Raw genomic sequence first — 26,860 nt, 5'->3', positions numbered from 1 at the left:
CGGGGTGGCGTCCGGGGTCGTGCTCGACCCGGACGTCGTGCGGCGTATGCTTTTTTATGAAAGTGCAGGAATATAAAGATCCATACATCATGGAGGCCCGGTGCTGCCCAACCCCTACACCCCCGGCCAGGTGCCTCGCCACCTGGCCGGCCGCAAGGCTGAACAGGAGGCGATCCGCGACTACCTGGCCCCGGTCATCGCCTATGGAGACATGGCCGGACCACCCATGGTCATCACCGGGCCCCGTGGAATCGGCAAAACCTCCCTCCTTGACTCCATTCGCGATCAAGCCCACCAGGACGGGTTCATCACCGCCTGGACGTCTTGTCAGCGCGGCCAGCCGTTCCTCGGAGATCTGACCTACACCATCGATCGCGCCCTCCGCGCAGCAGACGCTCTCCCGGCCCCCAATCGCTGGAGCAACGCCGTTGACCGGATCGGCGTCGAGTTCGCCGTCCCCGCCGTGGCGAACCTCGGCCTGAGCCTCTCCCGTTCCCGCCAAGAACACCCCCACCCACCCGCTGGCGCCATCTCCGCCGTCGAGGACGCCCTCCACCTTGCCGCCCGCGCCGCCAGCGGCAGCGGCGGACGGCAAGGCGTCGGACTGCTGATCGTCATCGACGAACTGCACGCCGGCGCACCCGGCGAACTCGCGATCCTGCTTAACGCCCTGCAAAACCTCAGCCACGACCGACACCACAACCCCTTCGCGCTGATGGGGGCCGGCATCCCCTCCGTCGGAGGTGTCCTGACCGCCGCCGCCACATTCGGGGAACGCAGCCGCTGGCTGACCCTGCCCGAGCTAACGGACACGGAACTGTCTGACGCCCTCCAAGCCCCGGCCCGCGACCTCGACGTCACCTGGGAACCGGACGCTCTCGACATCGCCGTCACGGCCGCCCAGCACTACCCCCACTTCGTCCAAATCATCGGCTCAGCCACTTGGCGCACTGCCCGCCCCAACGCCGGCGCCATCATCACAAGCGGCGTCGCAGACGCCGGCGCGGCTGCCGGCACGGCAGAAATCACCGCCCTCTACGACGCGCGCTGGGCCTCCGTCTCCGAGGTCGAACGCACCGTCCTGGCCGCCATGGCGACCGCAGCCCCCACCCCCAGCGGGGACATCGCCCGCCGCGACATCGAGCAAGCCGTCGCCACCGATATCAGCACCTACCGAGCCCGGCTGATCGATAAGGCCATCATCGATGACACCCAGCGTGGCTACCTGCGCTTCACCCTCCCCGGCTTCGCCGACTACATTCGCCGCCACACCGCACCCGGCTAGGCGGCCACGAAAACGGTGTAACCGGTTCGACACGCCAACGGGCGTTGGGAGTCTCCACTTTGGCCAGCTCGGCTTCGGCGCTGGCTCGCGGCGGGCGTTGCCGTCGAGGACAAACCCGTCCGCGAGCAGCCGCTGACCGTCGAGGCGCAAACATGGACCAGGCCCTCCCGCGAGTCGCAGGCGCCAAACTTGTATGCAGGATCTCCAGGTGATCGCCGAGCCGGTGGTCGCTGCGGCGGCGCTCGAGCCGACCCGGGTGTAAGTCCTCGCCGCGCTGGTCGAGGCGGGGTCGGCCAGCAGCGTCGGTGCGGCGCTCGGCATACCCCGGCAGCGGGTGAACTATCACCTGCGGGCGCTGGAGGATCACGGCTTGGTCGTCCAGGTGGGGGTGCGCCAGCGCCGCGGCTTGCAGGAGCGCCTTGTGCAGGCGAGCGCGACGGCGTACCTCGTCGCTCCGGACGCCCTCGGGCCATTGGCGCCGGCCCCCGAGCGGACCGACCGGCTCTCGACGCGTTATCTCCTTGCGCTCCCGGCCCGCGTGATCCGTGAGGTCTCCCTGCTCGCCGGTCTGGCCGAGGCTGCAGGAAAACCGTTGGCCAGCTTGGCGATCGACACCGAGATCCGGTTCGCGAGCGCGACGGACCGGGCGGCCTTCACCGCCGACCTGCGGGATGCGGTTATCGCCCTGACAGCGAAATACCACGACGAGACCGCTCCCGATGTCCGCCGGCACCGGCTGGTTGTCGCCGCGCATCCGATCCCACCCGAAGCGATCACCCACGAAGAGCAGGAGCAGCGATGACCACCGAGAAGCACGCCACGACCGAAGCGCAAGCGAACAGCCTTGCCGGACACCACGGGCGGATCATCGACCTGTCCGTCACCGTCCCCGAAACCCCGGAGCAGGTGTGGAGACCATCGCCACCGGGCATCTCCTCGTGGTATGTCCCGACCCAGGTCCCCCGAACGGGCGCACAGCGTCAGCATCAGCGCGGCGGCAGCTGCGACCCGGATGTCCGGCATAAATCCATGCTCGCACGGGCGCGTCGGCCCGGGGTCAGGCGCTGGCGAGCACCTCGCGGTAGATCTCCAGCCCGCGCTGGGCCTGCTCGTCGGTGATCGAGCACGGCGGGACGACGTGGATCCGGTTGTCCTGGACGAACGGCAGCATGCCCGCGTTGAGCAAGCCCGCTTTGATCGCGCCCATCCGGGCGGCGGACAGCGGTGCCCGGCTCGCCCGGTCCTCGACGAGTTCGATCGCCCAGAAGACGCCCAGGCCACGGACCTCACCGATGATCTCGATCTCCTGCGCCAGCGCCTGCAGCCCCGGGGCGAGGACCTGCTCGCCGATGCGGGCGGCGTTCTCGACGATCCCCTCGGACTCCATCGCGGTCAGCGCGCCGACAATCGAGGCCATCGCCAGCGGATGCCCCGAATAGGTCAGCCCGCCGGGGAAGACCCGCTCGTCGAATTGCTTGGCGATCGGCTCGCTGATCATCACGCCACCGACCGGGACATAGCCGGAGTTGACGCCCTTGGCGAAGGTGATCAGGTCCGGCACCACCCCGTAGTTGTCGAGCGCCAGCCACGCCCCGGTCCGGCCGAACCCCGCCATGACCTCATCGAGGATGAGGACGATCCCGTGCTGGTGGGCCAGCTCGCGGACACCCTGGAGGTATCCCGGCGGCGGAACCATGATCCCGGCCGTGCCGGGAACGGTCTCCAGCAGGATGGCCGCGATCGTCTGCGGTCCCTCGGCCTCGATCACCCGGCGCAGGTGGTGCAGCGCGCGCTCGCTCTCCTCCTGCGGCGTGCTCGCCCAGAACTCCGAGCGATACAGGTAGGGGCCAAAAAAGTGGACGTGCCCCACGGCATACTCATTGGGCATCCGGCGCCAGTCACCGGTGGCGACGATCGCCGCGCCGGTATTGCCGTGGTAACTCCGGTAGGTCGAGAGCACCTTGGTCCGGCCGGTGGTCAGGCGCGCCAGCCGGATGGCGTTTTCGTTGGCGTCGGCGCCGCCGTTGGTGAAGAACACCTTCGTGAACCCGCCCGGCGCGCGGTCGAGGATCAGCCGGGCCGCCTCGCCCCGCACCCGGGAGCCGAACGCCGGGCCGACCGTCGCCAAGGTCGCCGCCTGCTCCTGAATCGCCGCCACCACCGCCGGGTGCTGGTGACCGATGTTGACGTTGACGAGCATGCACGAGAAGTCGAGGTATTCCGTTCCCGCGGCATCGCGGATCACGGCACCCGATCCGCCGACCAGTTCCAGCGGATTGAGCGCCGCCTGCGCCGACCAGGAGTGGAAGACGAGTTCGGGATCGTGCATCGCTGAGTCGGTCATGGCCGGGCTCCTTCGCCTCATTTTCTGGTATGCCGCGTTCTCGGGATGGCGCGAACGCCGCGGTCGGTCCGGTGTCCGCGTCCGACACTAGCGCGCACGGCCCCGGGGCCGATCGGGTCAGCCGATCTGTCGGCGATTGGGCAGGGCCGACGCCCGGGTATCCTAGGTGTCTAAGAACCCCATGAAAGCGCTACCACGGCGCCGCCCCCGGCAGCGTTGCCCGGGAGGGCGCTGTCCCCATCCGCAACGAAGGACATCCTGTGACCATCGCTGTGCCTGCCGAACCCTTCCGGACGACCCTGGACGCCGTCCCTGCCGACGAGCGGCCGAGCACCGACGAGCATCGCTACGGCCCGGAGTCCACCGCCACCCACCCGTTGGCGACCGGTCCCATCGTCACCCCCCCGCACTCGGTCGAGGGGTTCGTGCGGGAGTTCCTCCGCGAACTCAACTACGGCCAAGGCGTCGCGCTCGCCCGGGCAACGGTCAACGACCAATACCTCGCGTTGGCGCGGACCGTCGCCCACTACCTTGCCGCGCGTTGGCTGGAGACCAGCCGGGTGCAGCGCGAGACCAAGGCCAAGACCGTCGGCTATCTGTCCGCCGAATACCTCCTCGGCCGCCAGCTGGGCAACGCCCTGCTCGCGACCGATCTGCGCGACATCGTCGAGGACGGCCTGGCGGCCTGCGGGATCAGTCTGGCGACGTTGCGGGCCCAGGAGGTCGAGCCGGGCCTCGGTAATGGCGGCCTCGGGCGGCTGGCGGCCTGCTTCATTGATTCGCTAGCCACGCTGAACATCCCGTGCATCGGCTACGGCATCCGCTACGAGTACGGCATCTTCCGGCAGACCTTCGTTGACGGCCGGCAGGTCGAGCAGCCCGACGCATGGCTCGCGCTCGGCTCACCGTGGGAGTATCCACACCCGGAAAACTCGGTGCGGGTCGACTTCGGTGGGCACACCGAGACCTACACCGACGAGGACGGGGAGACGCGCACCCGGTGGGTGCCGTCGTGGAATGTCCTCGGCATCCCCTACAACTACATGGTCCCCGGATATCACAACGGCCGGGTCAACACCTTGCGGCTGTGGTCGGCGCAGGCGACCAAGGCCTTCGACCTCGACATCTTCAACTCGGGCGACTACGCCGAGGCGGTGCGCGCCCAGACCTTCGCCGAGAACATCTCCAAGGTCCTCTATCCGGAGGACTCGACCCCGCAAGGCCGCGAGCTGCGCCTGCAACAGCAGTACTTCTTCGTTGCCTGCTCGCTGCGTGACTTCATCGATCGCGAGCTTCCGCAAGACTTCGACCTGCACCATCTGCCCGAGCGGATCATCTTCCAGCTCAACGACACCCACCCGGTCATCGCCGTCCCCGAGTTGATGCGCATCCTCGTCGACGAGCGCGATATGCCGTGGGCGGAGGCGTGGCAGGTCACCCAGCAATGCTTCGCCTACACCTGCCACACCCTGCTCCCCGAGGCCCTGGAGGTCTGGCCGACCGAGTTGCTCGGGCGCTTGCTCCCACGTCACCTGGAGATCATCTGCCGGATCAACGACGACTTCCTCGCGGACGTGCGCGCGGCCTACCCGGGTGACGAGATGCGAGTGCGGCGGATGTCGATCGTCGCCGACTATCCCGAGCGCGCGGTGCGGATGGCCTACCTCGCGACCGTCGCCGGCTCGAAGGTCAACGGGGTCGCGGAGCTGCACTCCCAGCTGCTGCGCGACAAGGTGCTGCCGGACTTCTCCGACTATTGGCCCGAGAAGTTCACCAATGTCACCAATGGCGTCACCCCGCGCCGGTTCATCCGGCTGGCGAACTGGAACTTCTCCCAGCTAATCAACGAGACGATCGGGGTCGGCTGGGTGACCGACCTCGACCGGCTCGCCGAGCTCGAGCCGTATGCCGAGGAGGCCGACTTCCGGGCCCGCTTCCGCGCGGTGAAGTCGGCCAACAAGGAGCGGCTGCGTCAGCTCCTACTCGCCCGCGACGGCATCGACCTGCCGGCCGACCACCTGCTCGACGCCATGGTCAAGCGGCTGCACGAATACAAGCGGCAGTCGCTGAAGCTGCTGCATATCGTCTCCACCTACGAGCAGATCCTCTCGGGCGCGGTCGACCCGGCGCACGTGACGCCCCGGACGTTCATTTTCGGCGCCAAGGCCGCACCCGGCTATCGGATGGCCAAGGAGATCATCCACCTGATCAACGCGGTCGGTGCCACGATCAACACCGACCCGCGCACGCAGGGCCGGCTGTATGTCGCCTTCCCGCCCAACTACAACGTCACCCTCGCCGAGAAGCTCATCCCGGCCGCCGACTTGTCCGAGCAGATCTCGCTGGCCGGCAAGGAGGCGTCGGGAACGGGCAACATGAAGTTCGCGCTCAATGGCGCGCTGACGATCGGCACCGACGACGGCGCCAATGTCGAGATCCGCGAGCTGGTCGGCGACGACAACTTCTTCCTTTTCGGGATGACCGAGCCCGAGGTCGTCGAGTTGCAGTCGCACGGCTATGTCCCCAGCCAGGTCTACGAATCGAACCCGCTGCTGAAGTCGGCGATCGACCTGATCGCCAGCGGTCACTTCACCGAAGGCAACCGCGAGTCGGTCGCTCCCGTGCTCGACGACCTGCTCTACAACGACCGCTTCTTGACCCTGGCCGACTTCCAGTCCTATATCGACGCCCAGGCCCGGGTGGACGCCGCATACGCCGACCGGGACGCCTGGTCCCGCAAGGCGATCCTCAATGTGGCGCGCAGCGGCTTCTTCTCCTCCGACCGCTCGATGCGCGACTACATCGACCGGATCTGGCACACCAAGCCGCTGAAGTAGCGCGGGCTGCGGGGCGGGCTGCGGGGCGGGCCGAGGAACCTCTGCTAGCAGAAGTTCCTCGATGGGCAATACGGTGCTGCTTATCGGCAGGTTGACCAGGGTGCGCTAAGTCGTCAGGGACCTGTGTGCGCGAAGTCGTCGGCACCTGCGGACACCGACGTGGTACCTCAGGTGGAGGCGGTGGCACCGCGCGGCATACGATGCTAACGGGGTGAGAGGGGAACCCACCATGCGCCGGGTCGCGGTCATCGAGGCGGACCGCACCCACTGGTCCGATTCGGTGATCGCCGGCCTCGCCGAGCGCCACGAGGTGGTGCGCCTGAGCGTCCATTCGCGGCTGTGGCACCTCGGCAGCCAGCTTCTCGGCGAATCGCCCGCGGCTAGCCTGGCCGCGGCGGTATCGGTGCTGGCCACCGCCGACCTGGCCATGCCGCTTTCGGGTGACCCCAATCTGGCCGCGCTGTGCGCGCTCGCCGGCGTGCCCGTCGCCGGGAGCCGGCCCGCCGCGATCATGCTCGGCCACAACTGGTGGGCGACCCGGCTGGCCGCGCAGGATGCCGGCCTCGACGTCGCCCCGGGCGTCCGGGTCTCCCGGTCTCTGGCCCGCGGCCTCGACTACCTCGACCCTGTCGAGGTGCGCCCGGCAACCCGCGGGCCGGTGCCCGGCCGCACTCACGTCGCGTGCGCCACCGAGTTCCCGCTCGCCTTGGAGCGCGCTTTCACGTATGCCGATCACGCCGTCGTCGAGCAAGCCCTCGACGGCGAGCGGGTCACCGTGGCCGTCTTGCGGCGCGCGGACGGCGCGGCGCTGGTCTCACCGCCCTACCTCGAACGGCCGGCGGCGGGGGCGGCAACGCCCTCCTGGACCGGCGAGATCCCGGTGGGGGCGGGGCGCCCCTTCGGCGGCGGCGGGCGGACGGGGGCCCGCCCGCCGCACACCGGCCCGGGACCCGACCTGGGTCGCCCCGGCTCTGGCATGCCGGTCGGCACCGGACGGGGCAGCGCCGTGACCGTGGCGCAACTGGATCCGATCCAACGGCGCCGGATCGACCACGACGCGCTGACCTTGCTCACCGCGCTCGGAGCCACCGGGGCGATGACCGTGACGTTCACCCTCGGGGCGCGGGCCGCCGTGCTCGATGACGTCGACCTGGCGCCGGCGCTCGGCCGGCGGGATGCCGTGCCTCGCCTGTTTGCGGCCGCGGGGACCAGCTATCCCGCGCTGCTCGACGCCCTCGTGGAGACGGCCCGCTGATGTCCAGCGCCGGACCGGTCACAACCGCTAGCCATACTGACCCAGTGACCCCTGAACCCCCGAGCGCCACTGGCGCACCCGGGGACACCTCTGCCGGCGAGGGCGCGGCAGCGCCCGCGGCGGGCCCGGCCCCCCATACGGGCGCAAGCGGTTCCGGCGCGAGCGGCGACAGCGGGTCCGGCTCGGGCTGGTCCGGGCCTTCTGGTTCCAGCTACTGGCACCAGGGGCCACCCGATGGAGGAGCGCCGTGGGCGACCGGCCTGCCCGAGCCGCGGCGGCCGGGGCGGCCGGAACTGCCGCCGCTGCAACTGCCCACCGGCGCAGTCGACCTCGCTCGAGAGTGGTGGCCGGAGGTTCTCGCTGTCCTGATCGTCGTCGCCGTCTATTGGTCGATGGACGTCAGCGGCTACTATCCCTCCCCCGGCGTGTCCGCGCTGATGTTGCTGTCGGCGGTGGCGGCGGGCGGCAGCTTCCGGCGTGTGCCGGGAGTCGGCCTGCTGCTGCTGATCGTCAGTTTCGGCGTGGGCCTGCTGACCGGGGCGGCCCTGTTCGCCCAAATCGCAACGGCGTCGATCATCGTGTTCGGCTGCGCGCGCTTCGGCAGCCGCGGATTGCGGTGGCTGAGCGGGACGGTCGTCCTGCTCTCCCCCATCGCCGGCCTGGTGGCGTTGGCGGCGCCCCACATCGATGTCCTCTCCCGGCAGTGGAACGCGGGCGCTCCGTTCGCCCTGCCCTGGGATCAGATAGCGAGCCAAGCGGCCGCTCCCGGCATGGCCTGGGCCCTCCTCCTCGTGCTGCCGTGGACGGTTGGACGGTTCGGACGTTCCCTCCAGCTTTCCCGGGAGCGGGAAGAGTCGGCCCAGGCCCAGCGCGAACTGGCCGAACGCGAACGCGGCTACGCCCAGCAGGTTGCCGAACTCAAGGCCGGGCAGGCGCAGCTGGCCCGCGATGTCCACGATGTCGTCGGCCACTCCCTGGCGGTCATCCTCGCCCAGGCCCAATCTGCGCAATACCTCGGCGATGACGAGGTGGACAAGATGCGCGAGACGCTGAGCAATGTCGCCACGTCGGCGCGCCGGTCGCTGCAGGACGTCCGTCACGTGCTGCAGCCCTCGCCCACCGGGGAGCAGGCGCCCCAGACCGGGCTGGACGCGCTCATCGACGGGGTGGCCACCGCCGGCAACGACGTGCGCCGGCATGTGATCGGCACCCCGCGGCCGCTGCCGCCCGATCTGGAACAGGTCGCCTACCGGGTGCTGCAGGAAATGCTGACCAACGCGCTCAAGCACGGCCGCCGCAGTGGCCCGGTCTGGGTGGAGCAGGAGTGGCCGGTCGACTGGCGGGCCGCCCAGCTACGGATCAGCGTGCGCAACCTTGTGGAGTCCGAGTCGACCCGTCCCCTGCCCACTGCGGGCCCGAACGCCAGCGGCGGTCTCGGGGTCGATTCGATGCGCTATCGGCTCGAATCGGTGGGTGGCCAGTTGGTCACCGACGTCGAGCCGGACGCCGGTGGCAGAGTGTTCACCGCGACCGCGTGGCTCCCGCTGCGCTCGGCCGAGGTGACTGCGGAAGGGCAGGAATGAGCGATATCGGAGTGCTCCTGGTCGATGACCAGGAGCTTTTCCGCGCCGGGGTGGCGCGCATCCTCAACGCCCACGACGGAATCACGGTGGTCGGCGAGGCCGCCGATGGAGCGGAGGCGGTCGCCGCCGTCGAGTCGCTCGCCCCCGATGTCGTGCTCATGGATATCCGGATGCCGATCATGGACGGCGTCGAGGCCACCCGCCAGATCTTCGCTCCCGCCCGCATCGCCGCCCGGGAGAAGCCGGTGCGGGTGATCGTGCTGACCACGTTCAACCTCGACGACCGCGCCGCAACCGCGATCCGGTTGGGCGCCAGCGGCTTCCTCCTCAAAGACGCGACCCCCACAATGCTCGCAGAGGCGATCTTCACCGTGCACGCCGGCAACGCCGTCCTCGCCCCTCGCGATCTGACGACGCTGCTCGACGGCCAGTTCCGGACCAAGGCGGCGGTGCCTGCGGCCTACGGAATGCTGACCGAGAAGGAGCGGGAGGTCTTGGCACTGATCGCCAAGGGCTACTCCAACGCCGAGATCGGGGCCAGCGTCTTCGCCAGCGAATCGACGGTCAAGACCCATGTCGGGGCAATCCTGCGCAAGCTCGCCCTGCGCGACCGGGTCCAGATCGTCGTCTTCGCCCACGAGCACGGGCTGACCGGCGCCAGCTGAGTCGATGAGTTGGTCCCTGGCGCAAACCACGGACCCGACCACCTCATACTTGGCCGGGTCCTTATTCCATGGTTCTATCCCGTGGTGCGATGACATGCTGGTAGCGACACGCATCACGTAGGTAAACGCGAGCCGATCGCCGCGAAACGTGACGGTGAAGGCTTCCGCCCGGCATCCGGGCCGATGAGAGGATGACGCCATGAGCAAGGGCAGCCCGAAGCGGTCGGTTCCGGACGAGGAGACCAAGCGGAAGTTCCGCGAGGCGCTCGAGCGCAAGGCCAAGGGCGGCGGCGTCGACGTCTCCGACACCGGCGAGCACGGCAAGGTGGAGCACTCGCACGGCCCCGAGGCGCACCAGAAGATGTTCCGCCGCAAGGCCGGCGGATAACCCACGCGCGGGTGGCAGGATTGCCACCCGTGACAGCACGCGTCATCCATACCGCGCAGGCTCTGGTCGACGAGGTCGTCGAGATCCCGGCCTTGCCGCGCCGCGGCGGCAATGTCATGGCGCAGATGCACCAGCTGTATGCCGCGGGCGCCGTCAACATCCTCCTCGCCGCCGCGCGCTCCGGGGCCACGTGCGTGCATGCCGGCGCCCACGGCACCGGACCGAACGGCGACCGGATCCGCGCGGCCCTGGCCGCCGAGGGCGTCACGCTGAGCGCTGCCCCGATCCCCGATCTCGACACCGGCATCTGTTTCGTGATGATCGAGCCGACCGCCGAGCGCACGTTCGTCACCACTCAGGGCGCCGAGCGGCAGATCACCCCGGAGTCGCTGCACGCGTGCCAGCCGGCACCGGGCGATCTCGTGTGCGTCAGCGGCTACTCGCTGCTCGGGCGCACCCGGGATCCGCTGCTGAGCTGGCTGGAAACCCTCGCGCCGGGCGTGGTCGTGGTGCTCGACCCGGGCGCCGAGTTCGCCGCCCTCGAACCCTCGCTGCAGGAGCGGATGTTGGCCCGGACCTCGGTGTGGACGTCCAACGCCGATGAGGCCGAGGACCTGACCGGCCTGGCCCCGATCGCCAAGTCCTGCATGGCGGTCGCCGACCGGCTTGGCTCCGACGCCGTCGTCGTGGTCCGCGACGGGCCCAGGGGATGCATCGTGCGCGTCGCCGGGGGAAACACACCGGTCCCCGGGTTTCCGCAGACCCCGGTGGACACCAATGGCGCCGGCGACACCCATACCGGCGTCCTGGTCGCCGTGCGCGCCTCCGGCGCCGACTGGGTCGAGGCCGCCCGGCGAGCCAACGCCGCCGGCGCGATCAAGGTGACCCGCAAGGGCCCCAACACCGCCCCCACCGCTGCCGAGATCGACGCCTTCCTCGCGTCGTGGCCCTCCCCTGGTGACGACCCAAGAGCCGGCACCCACGCTCCCGCACCCACGTCCCTGCGAACTGACCGATAACTTAGAGTCTGTGTCCAGCGCCACCGACGTCGACGTCCTGATCATCGGGGCCGGCCTGTCCGGCATCGGCGCCGCCTGCCACCTGCAGCGCGAACTGCCCGGCACCAGTTACCTCATCCTCGAAGCCCGCGAGGCGATTGGCGGGACGTGGGACCTCTTCCGCTACCCGGGCGTCCGCTCCGACTCCGACATGTATACCCTCGGCTACGCCTTCCGCCCCTGGCGCGGCGCGCACGCGCTCGCCGACGGCGACGATATCCGGAGCTACATCCAGGACACCGCCCGCGAGTTTGCCGTCGAGGATCACATCCGCTACCGCCACAACGTGATTCGCGCCGAGTGGTCGAGCTCGCAGGCCCGTTGGACGGTCACCGCGACCCACACCGACGCTGATGGCATCGCCAGCGAACGCACGGTCACCGCCCGCTTCCTGTATGCCTGCTCGGGCTACTACGACTACGAGAACCCGCACGCCCCGGACCTGCCCGGCCTGGGGAGCTTCGGCGGCCGGGTCGTCCACCCGCAGTTTTGGCCGGACGACCTCGACTTCACCGGCCAGCGGGTGGTCGTCATCGGTTCCGGCGCGACCGCGGTCACGATCGTCCCGGCGATGGCCCGTGGTGGCGCCGGGCACGTGACGATGCTGCAACGCTCCCCGACCTACGTCCTCAATATGCCCTCGAAGGACCCCATCGCCGACGTTGCCGAGCGAGCGCTGCCGGCGCGAGCGGCATACGGACTGACCCGGTGGAGTCACATCATTCAGGCGTGGGGGCTCTATCAGGTCAGCCGTCGCCGGCCGGACCTCGTGCGCCGGTTCATTCGCAGCGACGCGGCCAAACTCCTCCCGCCGGACTATCCACTCGATGTACACTTCAACCCGCGCTACAACCCGTGGGACCAGCGGCTGTGCCTCGTCCCCGACGGGGACCTGTATGCCGCGCTGAGCGACGGCAGCGCCGAGATCGTCACCGACACGATCGAAACGTTCACCGAGCATGGGATCGCGCTGCGCAGCGGGCGGCACCTCGACGCCGACATCGTCGTCACCGCGACCGGGCTACGCCTGCGCCCTGGCGGCGGCGCCGAGTTGGTCGTCGACGGCCGGCCGGTCGACCTGGCCAGCACCGTCACCTACCGCGGGATCATGCTCTGTGGAGTGCCCAATTTTGCTCTCGCCGTGGGCTATATCAACGCCTCGTGGACGTTGCGGGTCGATCTCGTCAGTCGTTATGTATGCCGGCTGATCGGCTACCTGGACCGGCATGGCTTCGGCTCGGCCTGGCCGGATGCGCCGGCACCGGGGGAGCCGACCCGGCCGCTGATGGACTTCGCCGCCGGCTACATCCAGCGCGGAGCGGACGTGCTGCCGCGGCAGACGGGGCGCGGCGTGTGGCAGGTGCGGCAGAACTACCTCGCCGAGCGGCGGCGCCTGGGCCGGCATGCCCGGGTCGAGGAGGGCATGACTTTTCGCCGCACGCCAGCGCCAGTCCGGCGATCTCTGGCCGGGTAGCCTCGGGCCCGGAAAGCCGAGCGCCGGGAAAACTCGCACGCGGGAAGCCGAACAGCACGAAGGGGACCGATGGTGGACAAGGCCAGCACATCCGGCGCGAAGGACGCGTCCGAGAGGCCCAAGGCCAGCCGGCCCAAGGTCGACCTCGACGAGTTCGGGGGGACGATCGGGGTCGGGAATGCCCGCACGATCCGGGCACCGTGGCGCGGCTCGTCCATCCCGCGGGTGCGGACCGCTATCTGTCGGGACCTGGCCGCCCGCGAGGTGGACGAGGAGACGATCGACGAGGTCGCGATCGTGGCCAGCGAGCTCGTCGCAAATGCTTTGCGTCATGCAAAACCGTTGCATGACAACACTGTCCGGGTCCATTGGACGGAGAAGAACGGCGTCGTCGAGGTGGACGTCACCGATGGCGGGGGTGAGACCGCGCCCAAGGCGATGCCCAAGGCCGTCTTCGCCCCGTCCGGCCGCGGGCTGCGGATCGTGCGCTCGCTGGCGCACGAGTGGGGGGTCAGCGAGAAGAAGGGCTCGATCACGGTGTGGGCCTCCCTCGGCGGCCCCTCGCGGCGTCGGGCATGATCGCTTCCCATGGGTAAGGCATCGCGACGCAAGCAAGCCGGGCAGCAGGAGCGCGGTCAGGACCGTGGGCGCGGGCCCGCGGCATACGCCTCCCGGCCGTTCGCCGGCATGCCCGGTGAGACCGACTGGGTAGCGATGAAGGAGATCCTCCCGGCCGCGACGGTGACCCTGCCGCTAGCGGCCGGGGTGGCTCCGGAGAGCGGCCCCGACGCGGTGACGGTCGCGACCGTGTTGCCGATGGCGTGGCCGGCCATCCGGCGCAGCGACGGGGCGGTGCTGATCGGCACGCAATCGGGCAGCGGAAGCGGCGATGCCTCCCGGGACCTGGCCAGCGCGCTGCTCGCCGCACTGGACGCCGCGCCGGGCACCCCGTTGCCGCGCGTGCCACTGGCCACCGATGCAACCCCGCCGCTGGCCGACCTGGTCGACACCAGCCAAGCGCCGCAGGTGGACGTCCACGAGGGCTTCGACTTCTGGGTCGAGGGCCAGGACCTGGACGGCGAGGCCCAGCAGTCGCTCGAGCGCGCCAACGCCTCGGTCGTTCCGACGACCAAGATGACCTCGGCACCGTCGGCCTATTGGTGCCTGCTCGCGGGACGCGCCCACCTGCGCCTGGTGCTTCCCGACGACGAAGACACGGCGACCGACGCCCTGGCCCGGCTGCATGCCGCCGGCAGCGACACGCTGGGACACGGCACCCGGCTGCTAGGTGCCTTCCGCGCGTGTGGCCTGCTCGTGCCGGTGTGGCAACTGGTCGGCGACACGCCCGCGGCGGACTACGAGGACGCGCTGGCCGCCTTCACCGAGCGGTATGCCGCCGCCCGCAGCGACGCCGTCCTCACCCCCGACGAGCGGCGCGCCAAGAACGGCTTGCTCGGCCGGCAGGTCACGCTGCGTTGACCGGCGGGGAAGCCCGGTGACGGCGGGCGCGGGCCTGCCAGGCGCGGCAGCTCCGGCCGCGGTTGCGGTCGTCATCCCGGCCAATGACGAGGCCGACCGGATCGCCGACACGGTGGCTGCGGCGGCGCAATTGCCGCACGTCGAGCTGGTCGTCGTCGTGGACGACGGCAGCACCGACGCCACCGCGCAGCTCGCCGCCAGTGCCGGCGCCGACGTCGTGCGGCATCCGGCCAACCGGGGCAAGGCGGCGGCGATGACCACCGGCGCGGCGCGGGTCGCTGCGGTGGACGCCCCCGACCGGCCACACGCGTTGCTCTTCATCGACGCCGACCTCGTGGCAAGCGCCGCGGGGTTGGCCCCGCTCATCCCTCCTGTGCTGTCCGGGAAAGCGGATGTGACCGTCGCCAATATCCCGCGCGAGAACAGCTCCCGCGGCGGCGGCCGCGCGGTCCGGATGGCCCAGCGCGAGATCGCCCGCGCGACCGGGGTCGCGATCAATCAGCCGCTGAACGGCATGCGCTGCCTGACCCGGCCGGCGTTCGACGCCGCGCTCCCGCTCGCCCCCGGCTGGGGCGTCGAGGTCGGCCTGCTGCTGGCCGTGTTGCGCGCCGGGCTGCGGGTGCAGGAGGTCCCGGTCAGCTTCACCCACCGCGCCTCCGGCACCGACTGGCGCGGGCGGCTACACCGCGCCAAGCAGCTGCGCGACATCGCCCGCGTGGTCGCCGCAAGCCGGCGCACCGGTCGCCGCACTGGAGGGTGAGCGCTTTTTCGCACGGCGCGGACGGTGACGCCGGCCAGCGGGCGGGTGTCCTGCAACAGGTGAGGTATACGGCACCTCCTGCAGGACAGCGACGCTTGGCACCGTCCTTGCTCGACGGGACGTAGCCAGGGCGCCACGGTCGGCCGGCGACCTGCCGTGGTTAGACTGACCCGCATGCCCCGGCCGCGTTCGTTCCTGGCCGGGCGGGCAGCACTCGCGACCGCGTTCGCCCTGTTCGTCCTTATCGGCATCCTCGGTAAGAGCGCCGCCAAGCCGCCGCTGGGGCCCCGCGGTTGGGCGCCCGGGGCGCTGCCGTGGGCCCTAGGGCCGGCGGCAACGTCCGTGGCGCTGGCCGCGGCATACGTGCTTGGCGCCGTGGGTGTTGTTCTGGCGCTGCGCGATCCGCGTCCCGCCCGGCCGACAGTGATCGCTGCGCTCGCTATCGCCGCGCTGGTGACAATGCCGTTCGGGTCGGCGGATCACACGAACTACGCGGCCTACGGGCGGATCGCGCTACTCGGCGGGGATCCGTGGGTGGAATCCCCGATCGCGTGGGGCGGAGGGCACGATCCGGTGACCAGCGGGGTGCAGCCGCCCTGGCAACAGACGCCGAGCATCTATGGGCCGGTGGCGACCCTCGCCCAGGCCGTCGCCGCGTGGGGTGGGGGCGAGAACCTGCGCCAGGTCGTCTGGGTCTGGCAGCTGCTCATCGTCCTGGCCTGGCTGGCCGCGAGGTGGCTGCTGCGCCGGCTCTTCCCCCAGCATGCCGGGAGGGTCGATGCGCTGTGGACGCTCAACCCGGTGCTGTTCGCCACCGCGGTCCTGGGCGCCCACGTCGACCTGCTCGCCACGGCCGCCGCACTCGCCGCACTCCTACTCGCCCGGTCCCACCGCCTGACTCTGGCCCTCGCGGCCGGGCTGGCCGCCGGTGCGGCGATCGGGGCGAAGGTGACCGCCGGCGTCGTCCTTGTCGCCATCGTCGCCGGCTGGGTGGTCGAGTCCCGCCGGCGATTGGCCGGGCCGTCGACGGGTGACGCTCGCTCGCCAACGCGATCGGCCGGGCGGATCGCGCTGCTCCTCCTCGGCGCGGGGCTGGTCGTTGCCCCCACCCAGCTATGGGCCGGGCCACACGTCTTTGACCAACTCGGCCGCTCCCGTCGGTCGATCTCGCTGGCCACGCCGTGGCGCAAGGCCTACGGGTGGTTCGGGGGGGCGCTGGGCGACTCGACGCTTCGCTCGGTGATCTTTGTCGCCGCGGCGATCATGTGCCTGCTCCTCGCGTGGTGCCTGTGGCGGATCGTCGGACCGGGCAACGGCCGGCCGGGCGACGTCGCGATCCGCCTCACGCTCGTCCTCTCCCTCGCGTATGCCGCCGCCGCGCCCTATTCGCTGCCGTGGTACGACCAGCTCGTCTGGGCGCTCCTCCCGCCCATCGTCGTGACCGCGCTCGACCGGTTGCAGATCGCCCGCGCCCTCGTCCTGGGTCTGGCCTATGTTCCCGGGCGCGTGGTCGGCATGACCCCGGCCGTCGAGGCCGTCACGCTCGGCTGGCGACGGGATGCCGCCCCCGCGGCCGCCGTGCTGGTCTGGCTGGCGCTCGCCTGGCTCGCGAGCACGTCGTCCTCGGTTCGACGCCGGCCGCGCGCGGGGTGACCTGCGCGGGTGCGGCATGCCTCACCTCCTGCAGGTCACCTGTCGCGGCGCTAATGTCATTCGCATGGCCCTGCTTATCGTCCATGTCGATATCGCCGTGCTGCCCGATCGGGTGGAGGACTTCCTCGCCGCGAGCGAGGCCAACGCCCGCGCCAGCCGGGAGGAGCCTGGTGTCGTGCGCTTCGACGTCATCCAAAACCGCGACGACCCGGCCCACGTCGTGCTCGTGGAGATCTATCACGACGAGGCCGCAGCGGCCGCCCACAAGGAGACCGCGCACTATGCCGCCTGGCGCGACGCCGTCGCCCCGATGATGGCCCGGCCGCGGCAGGCAACGAAATTCGCCAACCACTCACCCGGCGACCTCGGCTGGGTGAGTACGCAGTCGTGAGCGCCGGTTGTGAGCGCCGTTGCCAGCCGTCGCGAGTTCCCGTCGTGAGTTCCCGTCGGGAAGGCCCGTCGTGAGCGACTCCCGCAAGCTCGCCTCGAAGGCTCCTGTCACGAGGACTCTGTGGTGACCACACCCCGCTTCGAGCTGGTCACGCCGGCCGATATCCGCTTCGGCGCCGGGCGGGTGAGCGAGGTCCCGGACATCCTCACCGCGCTCGGGGTCACCCGCGTCCTCGTGGTCACCGGCGCAACCACCAGCCGCGCCGAGGAGATCCGCGCGGCGCTGCGAGAGAAGGGGATCGAGTCCGACGCCGTCGCGACTGCCGGAGAGCCCTCGGTGGAGCTGATCCGCGACGGGGTCGCGGCGCTGCTCGGCAGCGGCTGCGACGGCGTGCTCGGCTACGGCGGCGGGAGCGCCCTGGATGCCGCCAAGGCGCTGGCCGCGCTCGCCGCCTCGGGCACCGACCCGCTCGATCACCTCGAGGTCGTCGGCCACGGCCGGCCATTGAGCACGCCATCGCTGCCGTGCGTGGCCGTGCCGACGACCGCCGGCACCGGCTCGGAGGTCACCCGCAACGCCGTCCTGTCGGCGCGAGACGTCAAGGCGAGCCTGCGCAGCCCGCTGCTGCTGCCGCGCGCTGCTGTCGTCGACCCCGACCTCTTGCTCGCCACCCCCGCCGCCACCGTGGCGGCCAGCGGCTCCGATGCGCTTTCCCAACTCATCGAACCGCTGCTGTCGGCCCGGGCCAATCCGGTCACCGACGCCCTGGCCCGCGACGGCATCCGCCGCTCGGCCCGCTCGCTGGCCCGCGGCGTGCGGGATGGGCTTGGGGACCCGCAGGTGCGGGCCGATCTCGCCCTGGCCAGCCTGCTCGGCGGGTTGTGCCTGGCCAACTCCGGGCTGGGCGCGGTGCACGGCCTCGCCGCCGTCCTCGGTGCCCGGTATGCCGCTCCCCACGGCGCCGTGTGCGGCGTGCTCCTCCCGGCGGTCGTCGAGGTCAACCTGGCCGCGCTGCGCCGTCGCGACATCGAGCATCCGGCGCTCGACAAGCTCACCGAGATCGCCGTCCTGCTCACCGGCAACCCGGACGCAAGTCCCGATGACGTTCCGCCCTGGCTGCACGCTCAACGCCAGGCGCTCGGGTTGTCGGGGCTGGCGGCCTACGGCGTGCTCGCCGAGCACATCCCCGAGTTGATCGGCCGGGGCATGCAGGCCAGCAGCATGAAGGCCAACCCCGTGGAGTTGACCCACGACGACCTCGGCGCGATCCTCACCGGGTCGCTGTAACTGCTGGCTACCCGCAAGTAGCGACCGTGGCCAGCCACCACCCGGCACTCACCGCAGCGAACGACCCGGCCACGCTCGCCCCGGTATTGAGCGCGGCGACCACCCACGAGCCGGTCTGCGCCAACCGGACCGTCTCGTAGCTGAATGTCGAGAATGTCGTCAGCGCCCCACACAGGCCGACGCCGAGCAGGGTCAGCAGCCATGCCGCTGCGGCGTGAGCCGCCACCACGGCGGCGACGACACCCAGAATGAGGGACCCGAGGACATTGACCATGAGCGTGCCCCACGGGAAGACGCTGTCATGCCGCGCCTGGATCTGCCGGTCGACCAGATAGCGCAGCGGCGCTCCGACCGCACCGCCGGTCACGACGAGCAGCGGCGTGACCCAGCCGGCGCTCACCGCTGCCCCGCCGAGCCGCCGCGCCCGGCATATTTGACGACCTCCACCGGATCGAGCATCACCAGCCCCTCGGTGACCAGCTCCTCAACGACCGGCAAGAAGGCCTCGATCCGCTCCCGCGAGGAGACGATGACGATCAGCACCGGCAGGTCCTCGCTCAGCGAGACCAGCCGGTTGGTATGGATCCGGCTCGACTTGCCGAACCCCTCGATCCCGCGCATCACCGTGGCGCCGCCGAGATTGGCGGCGTGGGCGCGATGAAGGATCTCGGTATAGAGCGGCCGGTGATGCCACTGGTCGCTCTCGCCGATGATGATCGTCAACCGCGTGGCCGGGCCGAGCAGGGTCATCTGTCCTCCTTGTCCAGCCGCCGCCGGGGGCCCCGGGCGGCGACGGCGGCCCGCACGGCAGCGATCCCGAGCCAGGCGGCGAGCAGGCCGGTGACGATCGTGCCGGCGAGATACACCCCCGCAGCCGGTCCCGCCCCGGAACGCAGCAGGGTATGAATGTCGAGCACATAGGTGGAAAACGTCGTGTAGCCGCCGAGAACCCCGACCCCCCAGAACGGACGCAGGTAGCGCCGCGGCGGCCACACCTCGGTCACCAACACCATCAGTGCGCCCAGGACGACGGCACCGGTCACATTGGCGATCCACGTCGCCGTCGGTATGCCGCTCGCCGGGTGGGGCAGCGCCGCCGCCAGGCCCCAGCGGGCCAGGCTTCCGAGCGCCCCGCCGGCGGCGATCACGGCCAGGACGTCGCGCTGCTCGCCGGGGCTCACGGCACCGGTGTCCCCACCGGCTCGGGCTCGTCCACCTCGGTGAGCGCCCCGGCGAACTGCGCGGCATACAGCCGGGAGAAGGCGCCCCCGACGGCGAGCAACTCGGCATGGGAGCCCTGCTCGACGATCCGGCCGTCCTCCATGACGAGGATCAGGTCGGCGTCCCGGATCGTTGAGAGCCGGTGGGCGATGACGAAGCTGGTCCGGTCCTGGCGCAGGGCATGCATCGCCTGCTGCACCAGCAACTCCGTCCGCGTATCGACCGAGGAGGTCGCCTCGTCGAGAATGAGCAGCGCCGGCTCGGAGATGAACGCCCGGGCGATCGTGATCAACTGCTTCTCCCCGGCGCTGATGTTGCTGGCCTCGGAGTCCAGCTTGGTGTCGTATCCCTCTGGGAGGGAATGGACGAACCGGTCGACATAGGTCGCCTCGGCCGCCGCGCGCACCTCGGCGGCGGTGGCGCCCGGCTTGCCGTAGGCGATGTTGTCGCGGATCGTCCCCTCGAAGAGCCAGGTGTCCTGCAGCACCATGCCGATCTCGTCGCGCAGGCCGGAGCGGCTCAGCTCGGCGATGTCGACGTCGTCGAGGGTGATCCGGCCACCGTCCAGCTCGTAAAACCGCATGATCAGGTTGACCAGGGTCGTCTTGCCGGCGCCGGTCGGACCGACGATGGCCACGGTCTGACCCGGCTCGACACACAGGTTCAGGTGCTCGATCAGCGGCTTGTCCGGCCGGTAGGAGAACGACACGTCCTCGAAGGCCACCCGTCCGTGCGGGTCCTCGACGACCACCGGATCGGCGGCATCGGGCACCTGCTCCTGCGCGTCGAGCACCTCGAAAACCCGCTCGGCAGAGGCGACTCCACTCTGCATGAGGTTGGCCATCGAGGCGACCTGGGTGAGCGGCTGGGTGAACTGGCGCGAGTACTGGATAAATGCCTGGACATCGCCGATGCTCATCGTCCCGTGGGCGACGCGCAGCCCGCCGACGACGGCGACAAGGACGTAGTTGAGGTTCCCGACAAACATCATCAGCGGCATGATCAGCCCGGAGATGAACTGCGCACCGAAGGTCGCCGTGCGCAGGTCGCTCATTGGCCGCCGCGAACGCTCCGGCGACCTCCCGCTGGCGGCCGAACACCTTGACCAGTCCGTGGCCGGTGAAGGTCTCCTCGACGATCGAGTTGACGTCGCCGGTGCTCTTCCACTGCTGGACGAACTGGACCTGGGACCGTTTGCCGACCGCCACCGTGATGGCGAGCGACACCGGGATCGTCACCAGCGCGATGATCGCCAGCAGCGGCGAAACCCAAAACATCATGACGAGCATCGCCGACCACCGTCAGCAAGCTGGTCACCAGTTGGCTCGAGGGTCTGTTGCAGCGAGGTGCCGATATTGTCGACGTCGTTGGTGACCCGCGACAGCAACTCACCACGCGGCTGGGAATCGAAGTAGGACAACGGCAGCCGCGCCAGCTTTTCCTCCACGTCACGACGCAGGCGATAGACCGCGCCGTTGACGATATGGACGATGATCCGCCCCTGCGCCCAGGACAGCAGTCCGGCGAGCGCATACAAGCCCAGCACGAGGAGGAGGATGCGCCCGAGCGCGGTGACATCCTCAAGCATGTGCCGGTGAAGCGCCAGACGCTCTTCTTCTCGGCCACCATGCCGGACGAAATCCGCGGCCTGGCCGGCGACATCCTCACCCACCCGGTCACGGTGCAGATCGGCATGATCGCACCCGCCGAGACGGTGTCGCACGCGCTCTACCCGGTGCCCGACGGTCTCAAGACCAAGCTGCTGCTCACGATGCTCCAGCAGACGCCGACGGAACGTGTGCTGATCTTCACGCGCACCAAGCGCCGCGCCCGCTCTCTGGCCGAAACGCTGGAGAAGAGCGGCTATCGCGTCGCCGCGCTGCAAGGCAACATGGCGCAGAACAAACGGCAGGCTGCGATCAACGGCTTTCGCGGCGGCCAGTACGACATCCTCGTCGCCACCGACATCGCCGCCCGCGGCATCGACGTGGCTTCGGTCTCGCACGTGATCAACTACGACATGCCCGACACGGTGGACGCGTACACGCACCGCATCGGGCGCACCGGCCGCGCCCAGTTGACCGGCGAAGCGTTCACCTTCACCGAACAGGACGACGAACCGATGGTGCGGGCCATCGAGAAGGTGCTGGGCAACCCGGTGGAACGCCGCCGTCTGGCCGGGTTCGACTATGCCGGCTATGCCGCTAGCGCCGGCGGGCAGAGCCGTCCGGCGCAGCCGAGCTACGCCAGCCGCCAGTCCCAGCCCAGCCGTGGCACGGAATCACGCAACAGCAGCAAACAGGGCTACACCAAGCCCAGTCTCTGCATCCCACGCCGGCGACCGAAGTGGCGGCCAGCAGGGCTATTCCAAACATCAGCCGCTGCCGGCCCACACGGCAGAGCCGGGCGGCAGCCAGTCTGGCCAGGCCAAGCACGGCACACGGCAGCGCAGCGCAGCAGCAGCCGGCGCCGCCGGTCAAATCCCACGCCCAGGAGAAGCCGCCCGCAACTGAGGCGGCCTCCAGGCCAAGTCTGCGCCGGCCCGCCCGCCGTCGCCAGGGGACGCAGGCATAGCGCTTGTCAAGGCGATAATGGACAAGGCGCCCGTTACTTTCATGCAGATTTACAGATAGGGCTTCCGCCGGCTGCGACATGCGCAGCCGGCGGAAGCCCTGACAAATAGATTCGGCAACAATGCAGGGGCATGAAATTTCATGTCCCTGCATTGTTTACCGGTTGATTTTGTTAACCTTCATCAAAGTGACAGGCGCCCGCACCTCCAAGTACTGGCGATCGAACAGACGCTCAGCCTGCTCTCAGTCAGCGCCGCTGGGCCATGCCCTGCAGCGCCGGCGCCTGCGGCGCAACCGCCACCGCACCCAGACCTTCTCGATTTCCGCCGCTACAAACACCAGGCCGCCCGCCACAAATGTCAGCAGCAGGTCCTGCCCGCTCAACGGCGTCGTGCCAATGAACGACTGGAGCCACGGCAGATAGATGGCAGCCAGTTGCAGGACGACCACCAGGACAGCCAGGCCAAGCAGCGGCAGATTGGTGAACAGCCCGGCGCGGAAGAGCGACTCGTTGCCGGTGCGGATGCCGAGGGCCTGCCACACCTGGGCAAAGGCCAGCGTGGCGAAAAGCATCGTCTGCCAGCCGGGGTTGCCCGCCCAGTAGGCGTACAGCCCCACGCCCAAGCCCACGGCGCCGATCACGATGCCCGTGCGCACGATGTGGCCACCCACGCCGCCGCTGAAGATGCCGGCATCCGCCGGCACCGGCGCCCGGCGCATCACGTTGCGTTCCGCCGGTTCGACGCCCAGGCCCACGCCCAACAGGCCATCGGTGAGCAGGTTCAACCAGAGCAATTGCAGCGGCAGCAGCGGCGTCGTGATGCCGGCCAGCACACCGCCGACCATGGCCGTAATCTTGCCGACATTGCCGCCGATGCTGAACTTGATGAACTTGCGCAGGTTGTCGTAGATGACGCGGCCTTCTTCGACCGCCGCCACGATCGTAGAAAAATTGTCGTCGCGCAGCACCATGTCGGCCGCCTCTTTGGAGACGTCGGTGCCGGTGATGCCCATCGCCACGCCGATGTCCGCCTGTTTGAGCGCCGGCGCATCGTTGACGCCGTCGCCGGTCATTGCCACAATCTGGCCCTGGCGGCGCAAAGCCTCGACGATGCGCAGTTTGTGCTCGGGCGAGACGCGGGCAAACACGGAAACGCCGCCGACGTTGGCGTCCAGTTCCTCACTGCTCAATCGCTCCAGTTCGACGCCGGTCAGGACGCGACTCTGCGCGTCGGCAATGCCCAGTTCTTTGGCGATGTGCAGCGCGGTCAGCGGGTGGTCGCCCGTGATCATCACCGGACGGATGCCGGCGCTCTTGCAGGTGGCAACCGCCGCCTTCACCTCGGGCCGCGGTGGGTCGATGATGCCCATGAAGCCGATGAAGGTGAGGTCGTTTTCGACGATCGCCGTATCGCGCTGCGTGCGGAAGGCGACGCCCAACACGCGCATCCCGTTTTCGGCCAGGCTGCGGTTGGCGTCCTCGATGCGCCGGCGGTAGGTTGTCGTCCAGCGGCTGGGTGCGGCCGCCCTCCCAGACCTGCGTGCTGATGTCGAGCAGGCCATCGACCGACCCCTTGGTGAAGGCGATAGTTTCATCCTCGCTCAGGGTCACGGGGAGTAACGCGGCGTGGCCAGGCCGGTGCAGCGTGGTCATGCGCTTGCGTTCCGAGTCGAAGGGCAACTCACCCACGCGGGGCATTTCCTGATCGATCGCCTGTTTCATCAGGCCGAAACGAGCCGCGGCGATGACCAGCGCGCCTTCGGTCGGGTCGCCGATGGCGTGGTAGTGCTGGCTGCCGTTGGCGTAGTCGAGTTGGAGTTCGGCGTCGTTGACCAGGGCGCCGCCAACCAGGAGCAGTTTGAGCGCACTGTCCGGTGTGTCCAGGTGATCGGCCGTATCAAGTTTGGCGTCGCCGCGCGCGTTCAACGTCTCGTCCACCACGGCGCGGTGGCCGGCGACATCCAAAATGGTCACGGTCATGCGGTTCTCCGTGAGGGTGCCGGTCTTGTCCGAGCAGATCACCGTGACAGACCCCAGCGTTTCCACCGCCGGCAGTTTGCGGATGAGCGCCTGCCGCGCCAGCATCCGCCGCGCGCCGAGGGCCAGCGTGATCGTCACCACCGCGGGCAGCCCTTCGGGCACGACGGCGACGGCGATGCCGACGGCCAGCAGAAAGACCTCGTCGAGCGATTCGCCCTGCAGGTAGCCGGCGACGCCGATGGCCGCGGCCACGGCGACGCCTACCAGCGCCAGCACCTTGCCCACATAGTCGAGGCGTTTCTGCAGCGGCGTGGCTTCGGCTGCCACATCTTGCAGCAGCCCGGCGATGTTGCCCAGTTCGGTCTGCATGCCCGTGGCGACGACCACGCCGGCGCCGCGCCCGTAGGTCACAGTCGTGCCCATGTAGGCCATGTTGCGCCGGTCGCCGAGCGGCAGGTCGGCGCGGTCGATGGCCTCCACCTGTTTTTCCACCGCTTCCGACTCGCCGGTGAGCGCCGCCTCCTGCACGCGCAGGTTGATGCTCTCGAGCAAGCGCAGATCGGCAGGCACACGGTTGCCGGCCTCCAGCAGGATGATGTCCCCAGGGACAAGGTCGTGCGCCGGCAGTTCCTGGATGCGTCCGTCACGGCGCACACGCACGTTGGGCACGGCGAGTTTCTTGAGCGCCGCCATCGCGCGCTCCGCACGGTATTCCTGGATGAAACCCAGGAAGGCAAAGAGGAGCACGATGGCCAGGATGGCCGCCGCCTCCTGCCACTTCTGCAAGAACGCCGACACGACCACGGCGGCCAGCAGGATCAGCACCATCGTGGCGGTGAGCTGCTCCCACAGGATCTGCCAGGGGGACCGCCCGCCGCGCTCGATCAGCTCGTTGGGGCCGACCTGCTGGAGCCGGGTTGCGGCTTCTGCGCTGCTCAGACCCTGCGCGGCATCTGTATTGAGTTCCTTTTGTACTGCGTCGGCTGTTTGCCGATACCATTGCGCCATCGTTCGCTACCTTCTCCAAGACAAACAAAAAGGCGAGACCATCGCCTCGAAAGGTCGATGGTCTCGCCTACAGAAATGACTTCTGCCGGGCAACCGGAGCTGTTCAGCTCGTCATGACGATTGCCCACACCGCAGATGCGGTGGCTACTCCCCAAGTCCGCCATTATGACGATATTTGCCGCCGAAGCCGGTAAGGGTTGTTCCATTGGTAGATTGGGAAGGCAGGCGCCAAACTTCAGGCGTCAGGCGTCAATGGGCGCACGGATACAGCGTGACGCATGACGTTTGACGTTTGACGTCCTCATCACCACAGACCAGATGATCGCGGCGGCGCTTTTCGGACGAGATCTGCGAAATCTGCAACCTTCTTGCGCAGACCCTCGTAATGTTCACCGACAGCGCACAAAACCGGTAGGAACGCTGCTGAATGAGGCAACAATGCCCAGCAGCGCCTGCCGCAGCAGAATTGGCGAAGGCTCGAACAGGGTTTCGAGGAAAGTTGACGGAGAAGGAGTCTCTATGAACACTGTACAAGATCAAACCGGCGCCACCCAGCAGGGCACGCAGCAGAACGGCCAGAACGCCGTCCCAGTGCGGCGCATGCTCTATCGCAGCGCCACCGACAAAATCATCGGCGGCGTCTGTGGCGGCGTGGCTGAATACCTGGGCATCAATCCCGTGCTGGTGCGGGTGATCTGGATCGTGGCGACCTTTGCCACCTGGGGCGGCGGTTTCCTGGCCTACCTGATGCTGGCGCTGCTCTTGCCCGTGGGCGACAACCGCGTGGGCCAGGTGGCGCCGCCTGCCGTGCAGTTGAACCAGCAGGGCATCACCTGGGCCGCCGGCATCCTGGTAGGTCTCGGCGCCTTCTGGCTGCTGGCCAACCTGGGCATCCTGCCTGGTTTGTGGGGCGCCTTCTGGACCATCGTCAATGTGCTCTTCTGGCCGACCCTGTTGATCGGTGCGGGCTACCTGCTCTGGCGGGCCAACACGCAGCGCAACGTCGACCAGGACATTGCCGACGCCACGGCCAAGGTGAAGGGCGCCATGGGTTCGATGGGCGAGAAACTGCCCAGCGGCGACCAGGTCAAGGACGGCTTCACCAACCTGCGCAACAGCGTGCCGGTCAAGCGCAGCACGACGAACCGGGTCTTCATGGGCGTCTGCGGTGGGCTGGGCGAGCGCTACGGCATCGACCCGAACCTGATTCGCCTGATCTGGGCCGCCTTTGCCGTCGGCACCCTGGGGCTGGGCGCCATGCTCTACGCCGTGGTTGGCCTGTTCATGCCCGACGGCAATGCGCCCATCGTTCCGGTGAACGGCCAGGCGCAGGGCGCAGTCAAGGTGCAGGATATCGATATCACCGACGGCAGTGCGAGTTAGAATGACTGACGGGTGAGGGGGTGACGAGGGTAATGCATCTGTCTCACCCGCTCACCCGTTTCTCCCCCGCATCCTCTCATTCACCGCCTCCCGCCATACTCACTGGCGGGAGGTTTTCTTTTCTCTCTTCCCGCGTATCTTCTCAATAATCTGGGGAGCGCCAACCGTACGGGCACGATATATCGTGCCCGTACCCGGAATATTGAGAAGATACCTTCCGCCGTTATAATGGCGG

The 26,860-nt window shown here is 69.2% G+C and carries 22 protein-coding genes and 2 pseudogenes; 17 read left to right on the top strand and 7 right to left on the bottom strand.

The features are described 5' to 3' along the window. Positions 1-100 precede the first annotated feature (100 nt). Entirely contained in the window at positions 101-1,285 is a 1,185-nt protein-coding gene (locus V9G19_RS11795; protein ID WP_462285615.1) for an ATP-binding protein, read from the top strand. Positions 1,286-1,559: 274 nt separating this feature from the next. Continuing rightward, positions 1,560-2,087 carry a helix-turn-helix domain-containing protein gene (locus V9G19_RS11790; protein WP_462286230.1) on the top strand — a complete coding sequence of 176 codons (528 nt, stop codon included), beginning with the start codon at positions 1,560-1,562 and terminating at the stop codon, positions 2,085-2,087. A gap of 255 nt (positions 2,088-2,342) precedes the next feature. Here the strand turns inward: V9G19_RS11790 and V9G19_RS11785 are convergent, their stop codons facing one another. Continuing rightward, positions 2,343-3,629 (bottom strand): aminotransferase class III-fold pyridoxal phosphate-dependent enzyme, encoded by a 1,287-nt coding sequence (locus V9G19_RS11785; protein ID WP_462285614.1) that lies wholly within the window; start codon positions 3,627-3,629, stop codon positions 2,343-2,345. Between the two features lie 260 nt (positions 3,630-3,889). Between V9G19_RS11785 and V9G19_RS11780 the strand changes: the two genes are divergently transcribed. The 13 genes from V9G19_RS11780 (at position 3,890) to V9G19_RS11720 (ending at position 18,459) form a co-directional block, all read left to right on the top strand. Further along, positions 3,890-6,466 (top strand): glycogen/starch/alpha-glucan phosphorylase, encoded by a 2,577-nt coding sequence (locus V9G19_RS11780; protein WP_462285613.1) that lies wholly within the window; start codon positions 3,890-3,892, stop codon positions 6,464-6,466. A 211-nt stretch (positions 6,467-6,677) separates the two neighbouring features. Next, complete coding sequence (locus V9G19_RS11775; RefSeq protein WP_462285612.1) at positions 6,678-7,721, top strand: D-alanine--D-alanine ligase family protein; 1,044 nt, start codon at positions 6,678-6,680, stop codon at positions 7,719-7,721. Positions 7,722-7,765: 44 nt separating this feature from the next. Then, a complete protein-coding gene (locus tag V9G19_RS11770) occupies positions 7,766-9,304 on the top strand; it encodes a sensor histidine kinase (protein ID WP_462285611.1) in 1,539 nt (512 codons plus the stop codon). Further along, the gene (locus tag V9G19_RS11765) at positions 9,301-9,969 is read left to right on the top strand and encodes a response regulator (protein WP_462285610.1); all 669 of its coding nucleotides are present in this window, start codon (positions 9,301-9,303) and stop codon (positions 9,967-9,969) included. The genes V9G19_RS11770 and V9G19_RS11765 overlap by 4 nt, the downstream gene beginning before the upstream one ends. A 199-nt stretch (positions 9,970-10,168) precedes the next feature. Beyond that, the gene (locus V9G19_RS11760) at positions 10,169-10,357 is read left to right on the top strand and encodes a DUF5302 domain-containing protein (protein ID WP_462285609.1); all 189 of its coding nucleotides are present in this window, start codon (positions 10,169-10,171) and stop codon (positions 10,355-10,357) included. Positions 10,358-10,386: 29 nt separating this feature from the next. After that, on the top strand, positions 10,387-11,376 hold the full coding sequence (locus tag V9G19_RS11755; protein ID WP_462285608.1) for a PfkB family carbohydrate kinase: 990 nt from the start codon (positions 10,387-10,389) through the stop codon (positions 11,374-11,376). A 10-nt stretch (positions 11,377-11,386) separates the two neighbouring features. Then, complete coding sequence (locus tag V9G19_RS11750) at positions 11,387-12,889, top strand: flavin-containing monooxygenase (protein WP_462285607.1); 1,503 nt, start codon at positions 11,387-11,389, stop codon at positions 12,887-12,889. A gap of 72 nt (positions 12,890-12,961) precedes the next feature. Next, entirely contained in the window at positions 12,962-13,468 is a 507-nt protein-coding gene (locus tag V9G19_RS11745; protein ID WP_462285606.1) for an ATP-binding protein, read from the top strand. Positions 13,469-13,477: 9 nt separating this feature from the next. Next, positions 13,478-14,368, top strand: coding sequence for a DUF5926 family protein (locus V9G19_RS11740; protein WP_462285605.1), 891 nt, complete (start codon positions 13,478-13,480; stop codon positions 14,366-14,368). A gap of 16 nt (positions 14,369-14,384) precedes the next feature. Next, a complete protein-coding gene (locus tag V9G19_RS11735; RefSeq protein ID WP_462285604.1) occupies positions 14,385-15,128 on the top strand; it encodes a glycosyltransferase family 2 protein in 744 nt (247 codons plus the stop codon). Between the two features lie 174 nt (positions 15,129-15,302). Next, positions 15,303-16,781: a hypothetical protein gene (locus V9G19_RS11730; RefSeq protein WP_462285603.1), complete on the top strand. Its 1,479-nt coding sequence runs from the start codon at positions 15,303-15,305 to the stop codon at positions 16,779-16,781. Positions 16,782-16,845: 64 nt separating this feature from the next. Next, positions 16,846-17,172 carry a putative quinol monooxygenase gene (locus V9G19_RS11725; RefSeq protein WP_462285602.1) on the top strand — a complete coding sequence of 109 codons (327 nt, stop codon included), beginning with the start codon at positions 16,846-16,848 and terminating at the stop codon, positions 17,170-17,172. Positions 17,173-17,295: 123 nt separating this feature from the next. Beyond that, complete coding sequence (locus V9G19_RS11720) at positions 17,296-18,459, top strand: iron-containing alcohol dehydrogenase (protein ID WP_462285601.1); 1,164 nt, start codon at positions 17,296-17,298, stop codon at positions 18,457-18,459. Positions 18,460-18,466: 7 nt separating this feature from the next. Here V9G19_RS11720 and crcB read toward each other — a convergent pair whose 3' ends face one another. The 4 genes and pseudogenes from crcB to V9G19_RS11700 form a co-directional block, all read right to left on the bottom strand. Beyond that, positions 18,467-18,859 carry a fluoride efflux transporter CrcB gene (gene crcB, locus V9G19_RS11715; RefSeq protein ID WP_462285600.1) on the bottom strand — a complete coding sequence of 131 codons (393 nt, stop codon included), beginning with the start codon at positions 18,857-18,859 and terminating at the stop codon, positions 18,467-18,469. Beyond that, positions 18,856-19,209 (bottom strand): DUF190 domain-containing protein, encoded by a 354-nt coding sequence (locus V9G19_RS11710; protein WP_462285599.1) that lies wholly within the window; start codon positions 19,207-19,209, stop codon positions 18,856-18,858. Before V9G19_RS11710 ends, crcB begins: the two co-directional genes overlap by 4 nt. Further along, positions 19,206-19,640: a fluoride efflux transporter FluC gene (locus V9G19_RS11705; protein ID WP_462285598.1), complete on the bottom strand. Its 435-nt coding sequence runs from the start codon at positions 19,638-19,640 to the stop codon at positions 19,206-19,208. Before V9G19_RS11705 ends, V9G19_RS11710 begins: the two co-directional genes overlap by 4 nt. Further along, positions 19,637-21,259, bottom strand: a pseudogene (locus tag V9G19_RS11700) (ABC transporter ATP-binding protein); the annotation flags it as partial. The gene V9G19_RS11705 and the pseudogene V9G19_RS11700, both read right to left, overlap by 4 nt. A gap of 15 nt (positions 21,260-21,274) precedes the next feature. On the opposite strand from V9G19_RS11700, the gene V9G19_RS11695 reads away from it, so the two are divergent. Next, positions 21,275-22,363, top strand: a complete 1,089-nt coding sequence (locus tag V9G19_RS11695; RefSeq protein WP_462285597.1) for a helicase-related protein — start codon at positions 21,275-21,277, stop codon at positions 22,361-22,363. A gap of 133 nt (positions 22,364-22,496) precedes the next feature. Here V9G19_RS11695 and V9G19_RS11690 read toward each other — a convergent pair whose 3' ends face one another. Together V9G19_RS11690 and V9G19_RS11685 are read right to left on the bottom strand one after the other, a co-directional pair. Next, complete coding sequence (locus tag V9G19_RS11690) at positions 22,497-23,702, bottom strand: cation-translocating P-type ATPase (protein ID WP_462285596.1); 1,206 nt, start codon at positions 23,700-23,702, stop codon at positions 22,497-22,499. A gap of 100 nt (positions 23,703-23,802) precedes the next feature. Next, a pseudogene (locus tag V9G19_RS11685) lies at positions 23,803-25,242 on the bottom strand (cation-translocating P-type ATPase); the annotation flags it as partial. A 519-nt stretch (positions 25,243-25,761) separates the two neighbouring features. Here V9G19_RS11685 and V9G19_RS11680 point away from each other — a divergent pair. Then, entirely contained in the window at positions 25,762-26,625 is an 864-nt protein-coding gene (locus tag V9G19_RS11680; protein WP_462285595.1) for a PspC domain-containing protein, read from the top strand. The last annotated feature ends 235 nt before the right edge of the window (positions 26,626-26,860 follow it).

Origin of the sequence: Nostocoides sp., assembly GCF_037045025.1 — a bacterium.
Classification (GTDB): domain Bacteria; phylum Actinomycetota; class Actinomycetes; order Actinomycetales; family Dermatophilaceae; genus Nostocoides_A.
This window is presented reverse-complemented; position numbering and strand designations above follow the sequence as displayed.

Bases quoted from the DNA above. Each gene is read 5' to 3' on its own strand.
- V9G19_RS11690 (WP_462285596.1), bottom strand. From the start codon at position 23,702: ATGCGCGTGTTGGGCGTCGCCTTCCGCACGCAGCGCGATACGGCGATC.
- V9G19_RS11740 (WP_462285605.1), top strand. From the start codon at position 13,478: ATGGGTAAGGCATCGCGACGCAAGCAAGCCGGGCAGCAGGAGCGCGGT.
- V9G19_RS11765 (WP_462285610.1), top strand. From the start codon at position 9,301: ATGAGCGATATCGGAGTGCTCCTGGTCGATGACCAGGAGCTTTTCCGC.
- V9G19_RS11730 (WP_462285603.1), top strand. From the start codon at position 15,303: ATGCCCCGGCCGCGTTCGTTCCTGGCCGGGCGGGCAGCACTCGCGACC.
- V9G19_RS11680 (WP_462285595.1), top strand. From the start codon at position 25,762: ATGAACACTGTACAAGATCAAACCGGCGCCACCCAGCAGGGCACGCAG.
- V9G19_RS11760 (WP_462285609.1), top strand. From the start codon at position 10,169: ATGAGCAAGGGCAGCCCGAAGCGGTCGGTTCCGGACGAGGAGACCAAG.
- V9G19_RS11710 (WP_462285599.1), bottom strand. From the start codon at position 19,209: ATGACCCTGCTCGGCCCGGCCACGCGGTTGACGATCATCATCGGCGAG.
- V9G19_RS11725 (WP_462285602.1), top strand. From the start codon at position 16,846: ATGGCCCTGCTTATCGTCCATGTCGATATCGCCGTGCTGCCCGATCGG.
- V9G19_RS11785 (WP_462285614.1), bottom strand. From the start codon at position 3,629: ATGACCGACTCAGCGATGCACGATCCCGAACTCGTCTTCCACTCCTGG.